General features: G+C 64.1%; 11 protein-coding genes. 5 read left to right on the top strand and 6 right to left on the bottom strand.

Annotation, left to right across the window (positions count from 1 at the left end; translation table 11 throughout):
• The 4 genes from LQR33_RS16110 to LQR33_RS16125 form a co-directional block, all read right to left on the bottom strand.
• Positions 1-323, bottom strand: a 323-nt coding sequence (locus tag LQR33_RS16110) for a biotin/lipoyl-binding protein (protein WP_231469678.1), incomplete at its 3' end; no start/stop codon positions are given.
• Positions 324-327: 4 nt separating this feature from the next.
• A complete protein-coding gene (locus LQR33_RS16115; RefSeq protein WP_231469680.1) occupies positions 328-528 on the bottom strand; it encodes a DUF1656 domain-containing protein in 201 nt (66 codons plus the stop codon).
• Entirely contained in the window at positions 525-2,558 is a 2,034-nt protein-coding gene (locus LQR33_RS16120) for an FUSC family protein (protein ID WP_231469682.1), read from the bottom strand. Before LQR33_RS16120 ends, LQR33_RS16115 begins: the two co-directional genes overlap by 4 nt.
• Positions 2,539-3,027 carry a MarR family winged helix-turn-helix transcriptional regulator gene (locus LQR33_RS16125; RefSeq protein WP_166438338.1) on the bottom strand — a complete coding sequence of 163 codons (489 nt, stop codon included), beginning with the start codon at positions 3,025-3,027 and terminating at the stop codon, positions 2,539-2,541. Before LQR33_RS16125 ends, LQR33_RS16120 begins: the two co-directional genes overlap by 20 nt.
• 303 nt (positions 3,028-3,330) lie before the next feature.
• Here LQR33_RS16125 and LQR33_RS16130 point away from each other — a divergent pair, with 303 nt between their 5' ends.
• Positions 3,331-4,362, top strand: a complete 1,032-nt coding sequence (locus tag LQR33_RS16130) for a patatin-like phospholipase family protein (RefSeq protein ID WP_231178860.1) — start codon at positions 3,331-3,333, stop codon at positions 4,360-4,362.
• Here the strand turns inward: LQR33_RS16130 and LQR33_RS16135 are convergent.
• The gene (locus tag LQR33_RS16135; RefSeq protein WP_166438340.1) at positions 4,353-4,511 is read right to left on the bottom strand and encodes a hypothetical protein; all 159 of its coding nucleotides are present in this window, start codon (positions 4,509-4,511) and stop codon (positions 4,353-4,355) included. The two genes, LQR33_RS16130 and LQR33_RS16135, sit on opposite strands and share 10 nt — an antisense overlap.
• Before the next feature lie 25 nt (positions 4,512-4,536).
• Between LQR33_RS16135 and LQR33_RS16140 the strand changes: the two genes are divergently transcribed.
• Positions 4,537-4,965 carry a DUF1801 domain-containing protein gene (locus tag LQR33_RS16140; protein WP_166438341.1) on the top strand — a complete coding sequence of 143 codons (429 nt, stop codon included), beginning with the start codon at positions 4,537-4,539 and terminating at the stop codon, positions 4,963-4,965.
• A gap of 284 nt (positions 4,966-5,249) precedes the next feature.
• On the opposite strand, the gene LQR33_RS16145 is transcribed toward LQR33_RS16140, so the two are convergent.
• Complete coding sequence (locus LQR33_RS16145; protein WP_231469684.1) at positions 5,250-6,512, bottom strand: DEAD/DEAH box helicase; 1,263 nt, start codon at positions 6,510-6,512, stop codon at positions 5,250-5,252.
• A gap of 157 nt (positions 6,513-6,669) precedes the next feature.
• Here LQR33_RS16145 and hflX point away from each other — a divergent pair, with 157 nt between their 5' ends.
• From hflX to LQR33_RS16160, 3 genes are all read left to right on the top strand, one after another.
• Entirely contained in the window at positions 6,670-8,058 is a 1,389-nt protein-coding gene (gene hflX / locus LQR33_RS16150) for a GTPase HflX (protein ID WP_231469686.1), read from the top strand.
• A 556-nt stretch (positions 8,059-8,614) separates the two neighbouring features.
• On the top strand, positions 8,615-10,339 hold the full coding sequence (locus tag LQR33_RS16155; RefSeq protein WP_231178970.1) for a ShlB/FhaC/HecB family hemolysin secretion/activation protein: 1,725 nt from the start codon (positions 8,615-8,617) through the stop codon (positions 10,337-10,339).
• Between the two features lie 65 nt (positions 10,340-10,404).
• Positions 10,405-19,065: hemagglutinin repeat-containing protein (locus LQR33_RS16160; protein ID WP_231469687.1), on the top strand; the 8,661-nt coding region annotated here is incomplete at its 3' end.

A 19,065-nucleotide genomic window follows, 5' to 3' on the forward strand; every position in this document is an offset into this window, starting at 1 on the left:
GCCTCGCGGCGGGCCTGGGCCAGCGTGGCGCGCTGCGCGGCGAGGGCGGCTTCGGCCTGGCGCAGCGCCAGTTCGTAATGCGCGCGGTCCACCACGAACAGTACCTGGCCTTTCTTGACCAGCTGGTTGTCCGAGACTTTCACTTCGGTGATCAGCCCGGACACGTCCGGGGCCACCTGCACCACGTCGGCGGCGATATGGCCGTCGCGCGTCCACGGCGCGTCGGTGTAGTAGATCCAGATATGCCGCACCACCACGATGGCGACGGCGACGGTGGCCAGGGTCAGCAGCACGGACCCGGCTTTGCGAATGCGGTTGTTCATGATGTCACCTGTGAAACAGCGCGATCGTGCCGCCCAGCACGATCACGTAAAGCGCGAAATTGAAGAGAGAGCGGTGCCATACCACGCGGTACAGGCCCAGTCGGGTCAGAGCGCGGCGCAGCAGGCTGCTGGCGGCGAAGGCGATCACCATCATCACCAGCAGGCTGGGGAAGTACACCCCGTAGAAATTGACTTCGCCTATCATGGCTGGGCTCCTGGAACGGTCGACGCCGGTTGGCAGCCTTCGGCGTCGGGAAATAGCGACACGCGCATTTCCACCAGCGCGTTGCGCGCCTCGCGCGCGGCCGGCGCGGGGTCGGCCAGGGTGAGGGCGATGGCCGCGTCCAGCCGGCCCAGCAGAGCATCCGGCGCGTCGAGGTAGCGGTCGGCGTCGGCGCAGGCGCGAAAGTGCTCGCTGACGCCTTGCAGCGCCGCGTCCACCGCCTGGTGGGCGGCGCCGGCCAGGCGATGCTCGTCGCGCTGAAGGTCCAGCGCGCTGAAGCCCACCCGCAACTCGCGGAAGCCGGCGGAGGGATCGGCGCCGTCGGCGGCCAGCCTCGGCGCCAGCAGCGACAGCCGGTCCAGCATCAGCGCCGTCAGCCGCGCGTAGTCGCCGCCGTGGCGGCCGGCGGCGTTATGCGCCAGGTCGCGCCAGTTGGAGCGGATCAGGCGGCGCAGCGTCAGCTCGGCGCCGAAGGGACGGGTGGTCAGCGTCCAGACCAGCGCGAACAAGATGCCGGCCGCGCCGGCCAGATTGCTGTTGAGGAAAGACTGGAAGTCGGCGTTATAGCTTTGCTGCAGGCCGATCAAATTGGCGGTGAACACTACCAGCAGCATCGCCACCGGGCCGAAGCGCGCCTGGTTCATCAGCGCGCCGCCCAACAGGAAGGGCGGGGCCAGGCACAGCGCCAGCATCTCGAATTCGTGCACCGCCGGCAGCACGGCGAACAGCAGCAGGCCGGCCAGCATGGTGCAGACGGTGTTGACGATGAACAGCGTGCGCAGCATCGGCGCGGGCTCGTCCATCGAGCCGAACAGGCAGCAGGCTATCGTGCCCAGGATCACCGCGTTGGCGCCGTCCTGCCAGCCCAGCGCGATCCAGGCCAGGCTGCCCAGGAAGATGCCCAGCGCGGCGGTGCCGGCGGCGAAGCCGAGCAGGCCGTAATCGTAGTGGCGGGCCTTCACGCCCACTTCCCAGCGGCGGTAGGCGGGTTTCCAGTTCCACAGCGGCAGCCCGCGCGAGATCAGCGCGCGCAGCGTCAGGCAGTCCTGCCACAGATTGACCAGCGATTTCAGCCGCATCCGCACCGTGCTTTCCAACAAAGACGGCCAGCCGCCGTCCGGCGGCGGCGGCGCGTCCAGCTGGCGGCGCAATGCGCGCGCCTGGCTCAGGAACCATGGATTGTCGGCGGGGTAAGCCAGCCAGGCGGATACCGATTCCATCAGTTGAATCAATTCCGGAGACGGCCCCTGCGGCGTTTTGCGCAGTTCCGCCAGCAGGTCGGACAGCGAGGACAGCAGCGGCGGCAGCATGCTCATCCGCGCGCGCAGCTCGCCGGCGGTGCGCTCGGCGTTGCGGCTGGTGGCGTCGTAGGAGAGGTGGGTGAGCAATTGGTCGAAGGCCAGCAGGTCGGCCGCCAGCCGGTTGCGGCCGGTGGATGGCGGCTGGGGATCGCTGCCCAGAGTGTCGGTCGCCCAGGCGGCGGCGTCCTTGAGCCAGCCGTCCACGCGCGGGCTCAGCACGGCGGATACGCGGGTGGGCAGCACCAGCGCCGCCGCCACGCTGGCGCAGACGATGCCGAGGACGATTTCCTCGCTGCGGGCGACGGCGATGTCGAACACGTTCTCTGGCGCGTACACCGCCGACAGCGCGATCAGCGGCATGGTGTAGGCCGGCAGCCGCAGCAGGTAGTGGCGGGGCGTGTGGTCCAGCATGGACAGGTAGAGCAGGGCGCCGGACCACAGCGCCACCACCAGGCTCAGCAGCACCGGTTGGTTGGCCAGCGGCGGCACCACGCATACCGCGGCGGCCGCGCCGAGCAAGGTGCCGAACACGCGGTACACCGCCTTGGAGCGGGTGGCGCCGATCAGCGGGTGGGACACGATGTAGACGGTGCCCATCGCCCAACTTGGCCGGGGCAGGCCCAGCGCCAGCGCGATGTACAGCGCCAGCATCGCGGCGGCGAAGGTGCGGGCCGAGAACAGCCAGTCGCGTTTAGCGGGCAGCGCGATCATGGCGTTTGTCCAGCATGGGGTCGTTGGGCGGCCGGGTTTGCGCCGCCTGCTCCAGCACGTGGAACACCCGCAGCGCGGCTTCCAGATCGGCTTGGCTGAGCGGCGCCAGCACGCGCGAGCGCAGCGCCACTAGCTCTGTCTCTATCTTGCGGGTGACTTCGCGGCCGGCGTCGGTGAACCACAGCGTTTTCACCCGGCGGTCATGCAGGCCCTGTTCCCGCCGCAACAGGCCGGCCTGGCTCAACTGGTCTACGATGCGAACCAGGGACGCGGGCTCCATGCCCAGCTCCTCGGCCAGCGCGCTGTGGCTGACGCCTTCGCCCAGCCGTCCGATGAACAGCAGCGCGGAGCCGCCGGATACCGAGATGCCGTGAACCGTCAGCGCTTCCTGCGCGATATGCCGCCACAGCACGCTCATCGGGCGCAGGCTGCTGGTCAGCCTCAGGCGTAACAGATCGATGTCTTCCATGGGTGTTTGCCGGCCGGCAGGCCGGATGGGGATAGTCTTGATGTAAATGGATTGTAGCGACTATTTTATTAATTAGCAAACTAACTAATTTGGCGGAGCGGGCAAGCGCTTGCCAGGATTGCCAGGAAAAGGCGAGGAGAGCCGGCCACGGCGCTGGCGCGGATGGCCGGCTCTTCAGACGCCGCGCATGCCTCCATTGAAAGACCGAATGGCAAGCGTGGCACACCGCATTCATGCAAACGCAGCTTGTTAATGGCAAGCCGCCATGCCATATTTGTGCAGTGCAACATCATTGGAGCGGCTATGTTCCGGCGTATGGAAGGCAAGCCGTCGCTCAGTTTGGCGCTTCAAGGCGGCGGCGCGCATGGGGCGTTCACCTGGGGCGTGCTGGACGCGCTGCTGGAGGCGGGGCGCTATCGTTTCGACGGTTTGAGCGGCACCAGCGCCGGCGCGATGAACGCGGTGGCTGTCGCGCATGGCCTGTGCCTTGGCGGGCCGGATGCCGCCCGGGAGGCGCTGGCGTCGTTTTGGCGCAGGGTGGGTGAGAGCTTGCCGGGAGAAATGGCCCGGCCCCTGCCGTTCAGCATGGATTCCACCGCGTCCCCCAGCCTGAAAATGGTGTTGCAGCTGTCCCAATGGTTCTCCCCGTACCAGCTCAATCCGCTGGATTACAACCCGCTGCGGGACATCATCGTCTCGCTGTTCGATTTCGAGCGCATCCGGCAGGCTTCGCCGGTGCAGCTGTTCGTGGCGGCCACGCACGCCAACAGCGGGAGGCTGAAGCTGTTCCGCAATGCCGACCTGTCCGCGGACGCCTTGCTGGCCTCGGCCTGTCTGCCATCGTTGCAGCAGGCGGTGATGATAGAAGGCGAACCGTACTGGGATGGCGGCTTTGCCGCTAATCCGGCGATCTTTCCGCTATTCAAGTTTTGCCGCAGCGACGACATCCTGCTGGTGTTGTTGTCGCCGATGATCCATGGAGATACCCCGCGCACCGCCGACGAGATCCAGCGCCGGGCGATGCTGCTGGGCTTCAACAGCGCCTTCCTGCGCGAAATGCGCCTGTTCGCCTTGCTGCGGGAAATGGCGGATGCGCCAGCCTATCTGCGCGGCCGTCTGGAGCGCCATCTGCTGGCCACGCGCTTCCATCTGGTGGAGGCTCATGATTTGCTGGCCGAACTCGACTCGTCCAGCCGGGCGCTGACTTATGGCCCGTTCCTGGCCTGGCTGCGGGACGAAGGGCGCCAGGCGGCGCAGGCCTGGATGGCGGAACATGGCGGCAAAGTAGGCCGCAGCGCCAGCGTGGACATCAACAACCTGTTTCTTCAGCCCTGACTCTCGCCGGCGGGCGCGATATCCGCGGCTGCGCGGTCAATTCGGCGGGAGATATCGATGGCATTGTCGGCAGCCCGTGTCCAGAATTCAAAGGCGCCGCCTGCCATGGACAAGCGAAGCGGCAGGCCGGGCTCGATCCATGGAGCCATGGCGTTCTCTTGAGCGGAGGAAGCAATGCAGAAAGCGGTTTCAACCGAGGCCCTGCCGGCGTCCCGACGGATAGATGAAAGAATCGCGGAGCTTGGCGGCTGGCGCGGAGCGGTTTTAAGCCGGATGCGCCAGCTTATCCGGGAGGCGGACCCGGATGTCGTCGAGGAATGGAAGTGGATGGGCACGCCGGTTTGGGCGCATGCCGGGATCATCTGCACCGGCGAATCGTACCAGTCGGTGGTCAAGCTGACCTTTCTCAAAGGTGCTTCGCTGGATGATCCGTCCGGGCTTTTCAACGCCAGCCTGGACGGCAACGCCAGGCGCGCCATCGATATCCGCGAAGGGGACGCGATAGACGCGGATGCGTTCAAGGCGTTGATCCTCGCCGCGGTCGCGCTCAATCTTTCCACGGCGAAATCCAAATCCGGGAAGGCCGGGCAGCGTTCGGGCTGATGGGGCGCAGCCTCATCCCGCTATCCGCCAGGCCCGGTCATGGCAAGCGTCCACCTTGGGCCGGTGGGAGACGCTGATCTCCGCGCAATCCGGCAGTTCGCTGCGCAGCCGCTGGTGGCAATGCCTCTGATTATGCGGGGCCTGCGCCGAGGCCAGGTAGGGCATCCGCGCCGCGCAGCCGATGAAGATGAAGGACTGCGCGGCGACTTGCGGGAGTGCATTCCGCCGGCTCCGGGCGAGGAGGGGGAGCCCGGCGGCGAGGCCGCGTTTTAGCCTGGCTTGGCTTAGTTGTCGCCGGACTGTTGCCGGGCGGCGGCTTCGCGCAGCTTGTCCTTCTTGCTCTTGCGCTTGCCCTTGATGCCGCCGTTGCCGTCGGGGTCCGTCAGCGAGGCGGCCGGGGCGGAGGCCTCGGTCGGCTCGAAGCCGTCTATCCGTTCGCGCGTCAGCCGCAACTGCTGGCGTTTTTCGATCAGCTTGAAGTGGGCGGCGCAGTCGGCGCTGATGAAGCTGATCGCTTCGCCGCGGGCGCCGGCGCGGCCGGTGCGGCCGATGCGGTGGGTGTAGTCCACCGGCGAGCGCGGCAGATCGTAGTTCACCACCAGCGGCAGCCGGGCGATGTCGATGCCGCGCGCAGCCACATCGGTAGCCACCAGCACCCGCAAGCGGCCCGACTTGAGGTCGGCCAACACTTGGCCGCGCTGGCTCTGGCTGCAATCGCCGTGCAGGGCGGCGGCGGACACGCCGTTGCGATGCAGCTTGTCCGCCACCCGGTCGGCGGCCTGCCGGCTGGCGACGAATACCAAGACCCGGTCCCAATTGTTTGCCGCCAGCAGATGGCGCAGCAGCAGGGTGCGCTTGTCGGCGTCCACTTCGATGGCGCGCTGGCGGATGTCCGGCGCGGTGGCGGCGGTGTGTTCGATGTCTATCCGCAGCGGCTGCTTCAGCAACTGCTCCGCCAGCGCGCATACTGCGGGCGGGAAGGTGGCGGAAAACAGCAGGTTTTGCCGCGCGGCCGGCAGCCGGGCCAGCACGCTGCCCAGTTCGTCGGCGAAGCCCAGGTCCAGCAGGCGGTCGGCCTCGTCCAGCACCAGCGTCTTGACGGCGGAAAGCCGCAGCGCGTTGTGGTCCAGCAAATCCAGCAGCCGGCCTGGCGTGGCCACCACGATGTCGGCGCCGCCGCGCAGCGCCATCATTTGCGGATTGATGGACACGCCGCCGTAGACCACGGCCACTTTCAGCTTGCGCGGCAGGGCCTGGGCCAGGTCGCGCAGGATCTCGCCGACCTGGGCCGCCAGTTCGCGGGTGGGCAGCAGGACCAGCGCCTGGGGTTGGCGCAGGATGCCGCGCGGTCTGGACAACCACTGCTGCAGCAGCGGCAGGCAGAAGGCCGCGGTTTTGCCGGAGCCGGTTTGCGCGGTGGCGAGCATATCGCCGCCTTGAAGGATGGCGGGAATGGCGGCGTTTTGGATGGCGGTGGGTTGGGTATAGCCTTGCTCGAGAGCGGACTGGACCAGATCGGGCTGCAGGCCCAGGGAAGCGAATGGCATGAATGATTACGGCTGTTGAATAAAGGGGCGGGGCCCGAAGCGGCACGAGTATCGGCCGCGCCGGCCATCCGGTCAAGGAAGATGCGCGACTTGCCAGCGGAACGTGCCGTTTGCGAGTACTATCTGGTCTCTTCATCCCAAATAAAGCCATCCGTAGATGCAAACAGAAGTCAAAGAGAAGCCCCGCTACGCCATTGTGGCCTCGGTGCAGTTGCCGGAAGTCAGCGATGTCGAGTTCGAGGCCTCGCTCACCGAGCTGAGCGAGTTGGCCAAGACCCTGGGGTTCCAGGTGGTGCAGACCTTTGTGCAAAAGCGCAATAGCTTCGACCGCACCGCCTATATGGGCGTCGGCAAGCTGGAAGAAATCAGCATGTACGTCAAGCGCGGCATCCGCGCCGACGAATTGGAAGACGAGCCGCAAGAGATGGATGCCAGCGCAGTCGAAATCGACGCCGTGCTGGTAGACCATGAGATCTCGCCGTCGCAGATGCGCAATCTGGAGCTGGCCGTCGGCTGCGAGGTGATGGACCGCACCATGGTCATCCTGGAGATCTTCCACCGCAACGCCCGCTCGCGCGCGGCGCGCGCCCAGGTGGAAATCGCCCGTCTCGGCTATATGGCCCCGCGCTTGCGCGAGGCGGCCAAGCTGGCGGGTCCGCAAGGCCGGCAGCGCAGCGGCATGGGCGGCCGCGGTTCCGGCGAATCGCACACCGAGCTGGACCGCCGCAAGGTGCGTGACCGCATCGCCGAGCTGCAGCGCGAAATCATCGCGATGGAGCTGGAGCGCAAGACGCAGCGCGCGCGTCGCCTGGAGCGGCAGGGCATGGGCCTGGGCGGGGTATCGCTGGTGGGCTACACCAACGCCGGCAAATCCACGCTGATGCGGGCGTTGACTGGCAGCGAGGTGCTGGTGGCCAACAAGCTGTTCGCCACGTTGGACACCACGGTGCGGGTGCTGTATCCGGAAAGCGTGCCGCGGGTGCTGGTCAGCGATACCGTCGGCTTCATCAAGAACCTGCCCCACGGCCTGGTGGCGTCGTTCAAGTCCACGCTGGAAGAGGCGCTGGACGCCTCGCTGTTGCTGCATGCCATCGATGCCAGCGATCCGGGTTTCCTGCGCCAGCTGGAAGTGACCGACGAGGTGCTGAAGGAAATCGGCGCCGACGAGCTGCCGCGCATCCGCGTGTTCAACAAGATCGACCATGTCGGCGACGAGGCCGCGCAGGCCGCCTGGACGGCGGAGTTGCAACAGCGCTATCCGGGCTGCGTGGTGATGAGCGCGCTTCGTCCGGACGATGTGTCCAGCCTGCGCGCGGCCATCGTCTCCTTCTTCCAGCAGGATCTGGTGGAGGACGAGCTGCTGCTGCCGTGGTCCGCCCAGCAGCTGCGCGGCGAAATCTACAGCCACTGCCAGGTGCTGGAAGAGCATGCCGATGAAGAGGGCAGCCGCTTCCGCGTGCGCGGCGAGCCGGAGAAGCTGCGCAGCTTGCGCGAGCGGCTCAACCCCGGTTCGCAGGGCAGGGAGAAGGAGCACTGGGAAGTTTGAGGGCGGGCCTTCTGCGGCGCTTCGTATCCGTGGAGGGCTGTCCCTGTACACCCAGAGTGAATACAGGGACCCGCAGGCTGAAAATCAAGCGGTAGCCATGCTAGCCGCGGTTTGGCATATGTGCTTTAGCCCCATTGGATCGCAAAGCTGGAGTTGTCTCTTTTTGCCAGCATGAATTATTCTTTTGGCATTTTTCGCCGACTTCCTGAGTCCTCCTCATCAAGAAACGCCGCTTCACGATTGACCGCCATCCGATCCGTGCCAAAGGGTTGAGGTTTGTCGTGAGGGCGGCCAGCCACGCGATTCTCAAAACCGAGCGCAATGCTCGAATGCCCGCGAGCGGGTAATAGAACTCAATAGTTCATCTTTTGTTGCAAATCTCAGACACTTTTCAGTCATTTTTTGAATAGACGCTTTCAGATTGATGAATGACGTTCATCGTCTCACTACGTCAAGGATTGAGGCCTGAATGCCCCAGCAGAGGTGATGCCAAATTGAATTTGTTTCTAAATTGTTAATTTTTAACATATTGAAATAATATTGATTTGGGTTGAAAATGCGCCAAGTATTTTATCAATCAGCATGTTGGCACGTTTTGCACACCTTATCCGTATTCCGCGCTATCTGGTTTCTGGCAGGGCTCAGCTTCTCAGCTTCAGTTTTTGCCGTCCCGTTTGACCCATCTTTGGCCGATCAGGAATTGATCCGTCAGCAGGAACGCGACCGGCTCCGACAGGAACAGCAACAAACTGCGCCAGACGTTCGTTTGTCGCGCGATGTGTCTTCTCTGCCCGACTATCCCCGTGATGAGCAGCCTTGTTTTCCTATCCGGCAACTGGTTTTGGAGGGCGAGTTGTCTGGCAATTTCCAATGGGTGCTGGACGTTGTGCAAAGCGCTAAGCAGAGTTGCCTCGGAGTACAGGGTGTCAACCTGCTTATGCAAAAGGCGCAAAACGCGCTGATCAGCCGGGGGTTTGTCACTTCTCGAGTGGTTGTGCGGCCGCAAGACCTAAAGTTAGGAACGTTGACGCTGACCTTGCTTCCCGGACGAATCCACGCCATCCGTTTTTCCGACCCGGTTTCCGTGCGCGCGCGATGGTTTAACGCGATGCCCGCGCGCCCTGGAGACATGCTGAACTTGCGCGACATCGAGCAAGCATTGGAAAACTTCAAACGCGTTCCCACGCTGGATGCCGATATCCAGATTGAGCCAGCAACAGTCGAGGGGCAAAGCGATTTGGTGATCGCCTGGAAAGAGGCTCGTCCCGTCCGTATCGCTTTGAGCATCGATGACGGCGGCGCCAAAGCGACTGGCCGGTATCAAGGCAATGCTTCGATCTCTCTCGACAATTTGCTGACGCTGGACGATCTCTTCAGCTTGAGCGTCGGCAAAGATCTATTCCAGGATCAGCCGTTGGGGTCTCGCAGCCGGTCCATCAACTATTCCATCCCTTTCGGCTATTGGCAGCTCGGCGGCGCTTATAGCTACTACCGGTATTTCCAGACCATTGCCGGCGCCAACGAGTCCTACGTTTATCGCGGGGACAGCGAGAACAGCCAAGTGTTTTTGTCTCGGGTGCTGTACCGCGATAACGCCCACAAAACCCTTTTGAGCCTGCGCGGTTATCAGCGCAAGTCCCGCAATTTTGTCGGCGATACCGAAATCCAGATTCAGCATCGCCAGACAGCCGGCTGGGAGCTGGGTTTGAATCATCGGGTCTATTTTGGCCAAAACACGCTGGATGCCAATCTCAGCTGGCGGCGAGGCACCGGCGCTTTCGGCGCGCTTCCCGCCCCGGAGGATGCTTTGGGAAATGGAAGCTCGCGGCCAAGCATTGTGCAGTGGGATGTCAATTTGACCATGCCGTTCAAGTTGGGCAACCAAAGCGCCCGTTACAGCGCTTTAGTGCGAGGCCAGTGGAGCAAGGGGCCGCTTGTCGCCCAGGATCGCTTTGCCATTGGCGGGCGCTACACCGTGCGCGGGTTTGACGGCGAGTTGAGTCTGTCGAGCGAGCGGGGTTGGCTGTGGCGCAACGAGATGGCCTGGGCGCTGGGGGGCGGCGGCCACGAGTGGTATGCCGGCTTGGATGCCGGTCGCGTGTATGGCCAAGGCTCAACCTATCTGCTGGGGCAGCGACTGATGGGAGGCGCGCTGGGGTTGAGGGGCACGTTTGCGCACAGCGTTTCCTATGACCTGTTCACTGGCTGGCCGATTGTGAAGCCTGCAGGATTCGATACCGCAGCCGCTACGGCCGGTTTCAGCCTGAATCTTCAGTTTTGATCTTTTAAACCTTCGACTGGCGGGCCATGAGAGCCCGCCGGTTGCATTTTATTTGAGAGTGGCGCATGAACCGTCTTTGCTATCGTCTGATTTTCAACCGCGCGCGCGGCCTGATCATGGCTGTCGCCGAGATCGTCAAGCCGATGGGCGCGGGCGGGAGTGGCGTAGCCGCGAAGACGGCCGCGCCAGCTCGTCGCTTAGGCGTGACCCTGAGGGGCATTGTCTGGGCCAGTTGGTGCGCTTTGGCCAGCGCGGCAGCATTGGCCGCGGGCATCGTGGCCGATCCCAATGCGCTGGCGGGCCAGCGTCCGGAAGTGATCAACACCGCCAACGGCCTGCCGCAGGTGAATATCCAGGCACCGAACGCTGCCGGCGTGTCGCACAACCAGTACAGTCAGTTCGATGTCAACAAAGGCGGCGCCATTCTCAATAACAGCGCGACCAGCGTGCAAACCCAGCTGAGCGGTTGGATCCAGGGCAATCCCAATCTCGACCCGGCGGCGGCTCCTGCGCGCGTCATCCTCAACGAGGTGAACAGCGCCAATCCCAGCCAGTTGCGCGGTTTCCTGGAAGTGGCTGGAGGCCGCGCCCAAGTCATTGTGGCCAATCCTTCCGGCATTCTCTGCGATGGCTGCGGCACCATCAACGCCGGACGCATGACCTTGACTACCGGCAGGCCGGAGCTGAATCCGGACGGCAGTTTGGCCGGCTATCGCGTGGAGAACGGCACGATCCGCATAGAAGGCTCCGGCATGCAGGCCGGCAGCACCGAGTACGCCGACCTGATTGCGCGAGCAGTGAAAGTGCAGGCTGGCATCTGGGCGCCGCATTTAAGCGTCAGCGCCGGCCGCAACCGCGTCAGCGCCGACCATCAGAGCGTCCAGGCCTTGGCAGCGGACAGCGCCGGCCGCCCGGATTTCGCCATCGATGTGGCTCAACTGGGCGGCATGTACGCCGGCAAGATTCGTCTGCTGGCCACTGAAGCCGGCGTCGGCGTGCGCAGCAGCGGCCAATTGAACGGCGGCGAGCAACTAGCGCTGGACAGCGCCGGCCACCTGACGCTGAACGGAAGCCAGAACGGCGGCGATATCCAATACCGCGCCGCTGGCGACATAGAGCATGGCGGTTCCAGCTACAGCCGTGGCCAATTAAGGCTGGGCAGCGGCGGCGCGTTGCACCAGAGCGGCACGGTGGCCGCGGCGGGCGATGTGCTAGTGAGCGCGCGCGCCATCGCCGCTAGCGGCGATTTTGCCGCCGGCAGCGACGACAAAGGGCAGGTAGGGAAGGCTGGCACCTTGAGCCTGAAGGCCGACGATGGCCTGCAGTTGAGCGGCCATGCATTGGCTGGCGCGAGTCTGGGTCTGAGCGCGGCGGCGCTGGACGCGGCCGATGCCAAGCTGCGGGCCAACAATAGCGTGACGCTGCATGCGACGGATGGCTTGGGCCTCAGCCGCGCAGCGCTGAATACCGGCCGCTTGATTATGCAGGCCGGGGGACAGGTCAATAGCGATTCGGCCAAGTTGCAAGCGGGTCAATGGCAGGTCGAAGCGGCCTCGCTCAGTAACCGCGGCGGCGTTTGGGAGCAACTAGGCCAGGGCAGCGGCGCCTTCCAGATTGGTCAGCTGTTGGACAACCGCGGCGGCCGCATCGAGGCTGACAGCCTGACGCTGCAACTGGGACAGCTGGACAACGGCGGCGGCAAATTGCTGGCCCTGGGCGAAACGGCGCAGAGCTGGAGCGTGCGGCAGGGCCTGGATAATCAAGGAGGCCTGATCGGCAGCAACGGCGCGTTGAGCCTAAGCGCCGGCAGCTTGGACAACGCCGGCGGAACCGTGCAAAGCGCGTATCGGCTTTCGTTGAAAATCGATGCCGCAGCCGGCAACAGCGGAGGCAAGCTGTTGGCTGCGGACGGCTTGATCCTGAGTACCGGGAGCCTGGACAACCGCGGCGGCGGGCGCGTCGATGGCGGCAAAAACCTGGCGCTGAATGCCTCCGGGCTGCTGGACAACCGGTCTGGCTTGCTGGCGGGCAGCGAGGATGTCGCCATCAGCGTCGGCGCGTTGAGCAATGCCCAAGGTTCGATAGAAAGCCAGGGCGAGTTGACGCTCAGCGCCCAGGGCATGTTGGACAACAGCCAGGGCACGCTGCTGAGCGCCGGCTCGCAGACGCTGAAAACCGGCAGCTTCGCCAATGACGGCGGCAGCGTAGGCAGCCGCGCCAGCTTGAAACTGGATAGCGGCACCGCTAGCAACCGTGGCGGTGAAATCCTCAGCCTGGGCGACGGCGAATTCCAACTGGCCAGCCTGGACAACGCCGGCGGCAAGGTGCTCAGCGACGGCAAGCTGGCGCTGCAAGCGCAAGGCGACATTCTGAACCAGCAAGGGGTCGTCAGCGCGCTGCGGCAACTGGAACTGCGCAGCCGCGACGGCAAGATAGACAATGCGGGCGGCAAGCTGCAGGCCAGCGACACGCTGGCCGCCAGCGCGCAACAACTGGACAACGGCCAGGGCGGTGTCATCGATGGCGGCGGCAAGCTGGCCTTGAACAGCGCCGGCCAACTGGACAATGACGGCGGTCGCATCCACGGCGGCATGGCGGTGGCGGTGCAGGCCGGCAGTCTAAGCAATGCCGGCGGCACGCTGGAAAGCGCAAACACGCTGGGGCTCAAGGTGGACGGCGCGCTGGACAACCACGGCGGCAAACTGTTGAGCGAGCAGGCGCAGAGCGTACAGGCCGGCAGCCTGAACAATGACAGGGGCAGCATCGGCAGCCGCGCCGGTTTGAAGCTGGACAGCGGCGCGGCCAGCAACCGCGGCGGGGAAATCCTCAGCCTGGACGATGCCGGGCTCACGCTGGCCAGCCTGGATAACGCTGGCGGCAAAGTGCACAGCGACGGCAAGCTGAATGTGCAGGCGCAGGGCGATGTTTTGAACGGCAAGGGCCAGCTCAGCGCGTTGAAACAACTGGAGCTGCGCAGCCAAGGCGGCAAGATCGATAACCAGGGCGGCAAGCTGCTGTCCGGCGGCGCGCTGAACGTTGGCGCGCAGCAGTTGGACAATAGCCAGGGTGGAATCATCGATGGGCGCGGCGCGCTCGATTTGTCCGCCACAGGCGGCCTGGACAATAGGGCGGGCAAGATCAGCGCCGGCGCGGGTCTGACGGCGCAAGCCGCCAGCATGGACAACGCTGGCGGGGAGATGGAAAGCGAGGCGGCGTTGACCCTCAGCGCTAGCGGCCAGTTCAATAATGCAAAAGGCTCGCTGCTGAGCAACCAGCGGCAAAGCCTGAAAGCGGGCAGCCTGAACAACGATGGCGGCGACATCGTCAGCCGAGCTGCGTTCGAACTGCAAACCGGCACCGCCAGAAACCAGGGCGGTCGTATCACCAGCCTGGGTGACGGCGATATTCAGCTGGATCAATTGGACAATGGCGGCGGCAAGCTGCAGAGCGGCGGCGCGTTGACGGTGCAGAGCCAAGGCGAGATCAACAACAGGCTGGGCCGCATCAGCGCCCAGAACACGATGCGGTTGGATGGCGGCGCGCTGCGCAATCAGGAGGGCACGCTGGCTGGCGGCGAAAGCATCGAAGTGCGTGCCGGCCAGATGGACAACCAGGGCGGCGCGGTGGCCAGCCAGCGCGGCTTGAGTTTGACGCTGGACGTGTTGGACAACCGAGACGGCAAGATGCAGACCTTGGGCGAACTCACGCTGAGCAGCGCCGGCCTGCTGAATGATCAGGACGGAAAGCTGCTGGCGAATCAGGGACTGAAACTGCGCGCCGGTGAACTGGACAACCAGCGCGGCTTGATCAGCAGCGGCCAAAACATGAGCGTGGACGGCGGGGTGCTGCGGAATCAGCAAGGCAAACTGATCAGCAGCGGCGATGCGCGCTATCAATTGACGCAGCTGCTCAACCAGGATGGCGAGCTACAAAGCGGCGGCGCCGCGCGGCTGGAACTGAGCGACGCGCTGGACAATAGCCGGGGCAAGATCATCGCCGATCAGGGGCTGCGCTTGCAGGCCGCCGGGATCAACAACGCCAGCGGCATGCTCAGCAGCCGGGCCGCGCTGGTGTTGACCGCCGGCGAGCTTGGCAACCGTTATGGCAGCGTGTTGAGCCTGGGCGATATCAGCCTGGGCTTGAGCGGCTTCGACAATCAATACGGACAGGTGCAAACCGCGGGCGCGCTTGAGGCGCAGCTGAGCGGCCAGATCGACAACCGCCAAGGCAAGCTGATCGCCGACCGCAACCAGCGGCTGCGAGCCAGTTTGCTGAACAATCAGGGAGGCGCAGTCAGCAGCGGCCAGGCGCTGAGCCTGAACGCTGAACAGCTGAGCAACCAGGGCGGCAAGATGGTGGGACAGGCCAGCCTTAGCCTGGATCTGGGCCAGGACTATGTCTTCCGCGACGGCGATACCGTGGCCAGTCAGGGATCGCTGAGCTTGCGCACCAGCGGTAGCCTGCGCAATGAGGGCAAATGGGGCAATGCCGGCAATGTCAGCTTGCAAGCAGCCAGCTTCAGCAATGCCGCCGGAGCCAAATTGGCCGCGCGCGGCAAACTGGATATCAACAGCGCCGGCCAGGCGGTCAATCAAGGGCGGTTGGACGCCGAGCAGCTTACCCTGAACGCGGCGGCTCTGGACAATAGCGGCATGATCAGCGGTCGCGATGTTTCGGCGAGCGGCGGCGTCATCGACAATCACGGCGGCCAGGCGGTGCTGGCCGCCACCCATAGCTTGAGCCTCAATGCCGGCTCTCGCCTGACTAACCGCGATAGCGGTTACATCTACAGCGGCGGCGCCTTGGGCCTGAGCAGCGGAGACCTGATCGAAAATATTTCTACCACCATAGAGGCCGAAGGCGATATCAATATATCGGCTAACCGATTGGATAACCGGCGTAGCCGCGTGGATATTCAGAGGGGGGCGGAGAGCGAAACGTATAAGTGGAAAAAGTATAATTATTATTGGTCAACTTTTGGAAGAACCGATACAGCGGGTGTGCCATGGGACCTTTCCGCGGTAACCAAACGATTGTCGTTTAACGATGCTGCTGCCGCTGCCACTGAGTTTGGCACTATATTGCAAGTCGATGAGAGTGCAAAGAAGGCATTGGTGCGCTTTAAAGGCAGCAATGAGCGATGGGTTAATTACAATCACATCCAAAAGAATGCGGATGGCAGCTATGATATGAATTTCTATCGTGGCTATGGTTGTTTTGGGTCTTCCATATGTCCTTATGATAATATTGTTTGGCGAGAGGCTGCGCGTTGGTCCTATGAAAGCTGGGATCCACGTGTCCATGTGAATCCAATTGAATTGGACCATATCCAGCGGGAGAATATATTCGCATTCCGCGAGCGCAGCGCGCAAGGAACGGTAATCCGAGACAAGCTGGTTTTTGCGGATAATGCCGCCAATATGGTTTCTGGTGGTAGTTTGCTGGTCAACGTCAAAACAAGCTTGTTGAATGATGCCAGTCGTATCGCCGCCAATGGCAATATCTCCATTAACGGATTGGAGAATGGCGGTGGGGATGGGCGAGTGGTAAATCGGGGATATTCCCTTAATGAACACATCGTGGAAACGGGTGTAGATCACTACGACCGCGATACCAATCATTGGTATCCATCCTACCAAACGGATAAAACCGTCGCATTTTCGACTTTGGATGCAACCATCGCCGGCCATCAGGGCGTCAGCGTGCGCGCGCCCAGCATAGAAAACATCACCGTCAATCCGGCCCAGGTCAGCGTGGCGGAGGCGGCCAAGGCCGCCGCGCAAGCGGAACAGGCGGCCTGGGACGGCGCGCAGACCGCCGCCAGCGCCGGTCAGGCCCGTGGCGGCCAAGGCCCGGAAGCTGGCCGTCTGGGCCAGGTGCAATCCGGCGGCGCCCCCGCCGCCGCGCAAGTGGCCACGGCCAAGCCGCGCGCGCAGACGCATCCACTCAAGGGCAGCACCGCTCAGCCCGGCTTGCTGGACCGCCTGCCCAACAACCAGCTGTTCCAGCAAAACCCCAGCCCCGCGGCGCCGTACCTGATAGAAACCGATAGCCGCTTTACCGAGTACAGCAACTTCGTCAGCAGCGACTACATGCTGAAACGGTTGAACTACGACCCAGCCGGCGTGCACAAGCGCCTGGGCGACGGCTATTACGAGCAAAAGCTGGTGCGCGACCAGATTCTGGCGTTGACCGGCCGTCCGTCGTTGCGCGGCGAAGACGCCACCGAGCAATTCAAGGCGCTGATGAACCAAGGCGTGAGCGTGGCCAAGGACTTCCGGCTGACCACCGGCGTGGCGCTGACCCCGGCGCAGATCGCAGCCTTGCAGCAAGACATCGTCTGGATGGTGAGCGAGACCGTCAACACCGCCAGCGGCCCGCAAACCGTGCTGGTGCCCACCGTCTACCTGGCGCACAACACGGTGAGCCTCACCGGCGATGGCGCGATCATCGCCGGCAAGGATCTTAATCTTTCCGCCGCCAGCCTGAGCAATAGCGGCAAGCTGCAGGCTGACCAAAGCCTAGTGGCCAAGGCCGATGTCATCCGCAACACCGGCGGCCTGATCCAGGCCGATACCGTCAAGCTGTTGGCGGATAGCCTGACGCTGGACACCGATTTGCAAAATGCCGGCCGCCAGGCCGCCATCAGCGGGCGCGACATCAGCCTGGCAGGAGCCGACATTGCGTTGAAAGGCGCCAAGGTCGATGCGACTGAACTACTCAGCCTCAGCGCCAGCAATCACTTGACGCTGAGCACCGCGCGCAGCCGCAAGGACGGCAGCGTGGAGCTGATTGCCGGCAGCATGGGCAACCGCGACGCCTCGTTGGGCCCTGATGTAGGCGGCAGCGGCATCGCCACCGTCAGCGGGGTGTGGGAGGCCGCGCAGGGCAGCAGTCTGCAATCCGGCGGCAAGCTCAGTTTGAGCGCGGGCAAGGACTTGACGTTGACTGGTTCCAGCGCCCAGGCCAAGGGCCAGCTCAATGTCAGCGCCGGCGGCAGGCTGGCGGTGTTGGCCGACAAAACCACCAACAACACCAAGCTTTCCGCCGACAGCGCCAGCTCCCGCGTGGAGGCGCGCTATCAGGCCGATACCTTGATCGCCAGCCAACTCAGCGGCGGCGCCGGCGTGGTCGCCGTGGCCGGCCAGGAACTCAGCGTGCAAGGCAGCCGCGTCGCCAGCGATCAGGGCCAGGCGCTGCTGTCCGGCGCGCAAGTGGATATCGGCGCGACGGCGCGCCATGTGGAAATCGATGACTACGAAAACAACCACATCGGCCAGACCCGCAGCCAGCGCCAGCAGGCCATTCGCGACACGCAAGCGCTGGGCAGCCAGATCGGCGGCCAGTTGGGCGTAACCATCCAGGCGCGCGATGCCGACATCAACGTGCTGGGCAGCGATATTGCCAGCGATAAAGGCGATCTGAAACTCAGCGCCACCCGCGATGTCCATGTGGGCGCGGCGGAAGAAAGCTACAGCTTCCAGGAACAATCCAGCAGCACCCGCAAGGGCTTGGCCAGCAGCAAGCAAAGCCAGGGGAAGACCGATAATTGGCAAACGACAGCCAAGGGCAGCAGCCTGTCCGGCGACAGCATCAGCTTGCAGGCTGGCCGCGATCTGAATGTGGCAGGCAGCAGCGTAGCCGCCACTCATGACGTGGACCTGGCCGCCGGCCGCGACGTCAGCATCGCCACCGCGGAAAACCGCCAGTTCAACCATCACGAGGAAAGCGTCAAAAAGTCCGGCCTGATGAGCGGCGGCGGCATCGGCTTCAGCATAGGCAGCCAGAAGCAGCGCGACCAAGTGGGTGAAACCAGCGTCAGCCATACCAGCAGCACCGTTGGCAGCGTGCTGGGCAATGTCAATATCGATGCCGGCCGCAATGCCTTGATCAAGGGTTCCGACCTGGTCGCCGGCGGCGACATCGACGTGCTGGCGCAGAACATCCGCGTCGAAGACGTGGCCAACCGTTACCAGCGCGACGAGAAGCATGAAGCCAGCAAGAGCGGCCTCACCGTGGCTTTGTCCGGCGCGGTGGGCGCCGCAGCCAACACCGCTGTGCAGCAAGCGCAGGATGCCGGCAAAGCGCCAACCGGCCGCTTGGCCGCTCTGCAAGGCATCCAGGCAGGCTTGTCCGGCTACCAGGCTTACCAGGCCTACCAGCAGGAAATGCTGAAGCCGGCCGAAGAGCAAAGCTTTGTCGGCGTCAGCCTGTCGGTGGGCAGCCAGAAGAGCGAATCCCACAGCCAGCGTCAACAAAGCCAAAGCCAGGGCAGCCAGCTCACCGCCGGCGGCAACCTCAGCCTCACCGCCACCGGCAGCGGCGCCAAGGACGGCCAAGGCAAGGCGCTGGACGGCGACATCAGCGTCACCGGCGGTCACCTCAAGGCCGGCAAAGACCTGACGCTGGACGCCGCGCGCGACCTGCAATTGCAAGCGGGCCATCACCAGGACAGCCAGAGCGGCGGCAACAACAGCAGCGGCTGGAATGCAGGCGTCAGCATCGGTGTGGGCAATGGCGGCGCGGGCATCTCCGTGTTCGCCAACGCCAACAAGGGCAAGGGCAAGGAGGAGGGCAATGGCAGCCGCTGGAACGAAACCGTGCTCAGCGCCGGCGACACCCTGAACCTGCAAAGCGGCCGCGATGCCAGCCTGACCGGCGCGCAAGCCAGCGGCAAGACCGTGGTGGCGGACATCGGCCGCAACCTGACGCTGCAAAGCCAGCAA

Origin of the sequence: Chromobacterium piscinae (assembly GCF_021129175.1) — a bacterium.
GTDB lineage: Bacteria > Pseudomonadota > Gammaproteobacteria > Burkholderiales > Chromobacteriaceae > Chromobacterium > Chromobacterium piscinae.